This is a genomic window from Ursidibacter maritimus (assembly GCF_009761395.1).
Taxonomy (GTDB): domain Bacteria; phylum Pseudomonadota; class Gammaproteobacteria; order Enterobacterales; family Pasteurellaceae; genus Ursidibacter; species Ursidibacter maritimus.
Genome location: NZ_LEKN01000009.1, coordinates 1 through 493 on the forward strand (window position 1 = coordinate 1; position 493 = coordinate 493).

A 493-nucleotide genomic window follows, 5' to 3' on the forward strand; every position below is an offset into this window, starting at 1 on the left:
ATTGCTGAAAAAGGCTGGAATGCCACCATTGCTCAAGCTGAAGGTGGCGAAGCTACGGCTCCTGCGACACCATTAAAAGTTGCCCCAGGTGAAACATTAACTTACATCGCAGGTAAAAACGTTAAGTTGGCAATGGATGATAAAAATATCACTATTGCAACTACTGAAAATGCAACGTTCACTAACGTTAATGCAACAGATGTTAATACAACCAACATTACATCAACAGGCAAAGCAAACCTTGCAGACCTAACTGCAACAGGTAACACTACTCTTGGTGGTGAAGGTAAAACCTTTACGGTTGCTGGTGGCACCACTGTCAATATGGGTGATAATGTGGTGAAAGGTGTTGCGGCTGGTGTAGCAGAAACCGATGCAGTAAATGTAAAACAGCTCAGCGATGCGGTTAAAGCTTCAGGCTGGAAGCTAAAAGTTAATACGGAAACTGATGCTGAAGCTGAAAAAGTCGCTAATGATGAAGCGGTAACTTTTG

1 pseudogene is annotated in these 493 nt (G+C 43.0%); it reads left to right on the forward strand.

The features are described 5' to 3' along the window. Positions 1-493 (forward strand): annotated as a pseudogene (locus A1D26_RS02405) (hypothetical protein); the annotation flags it as partial.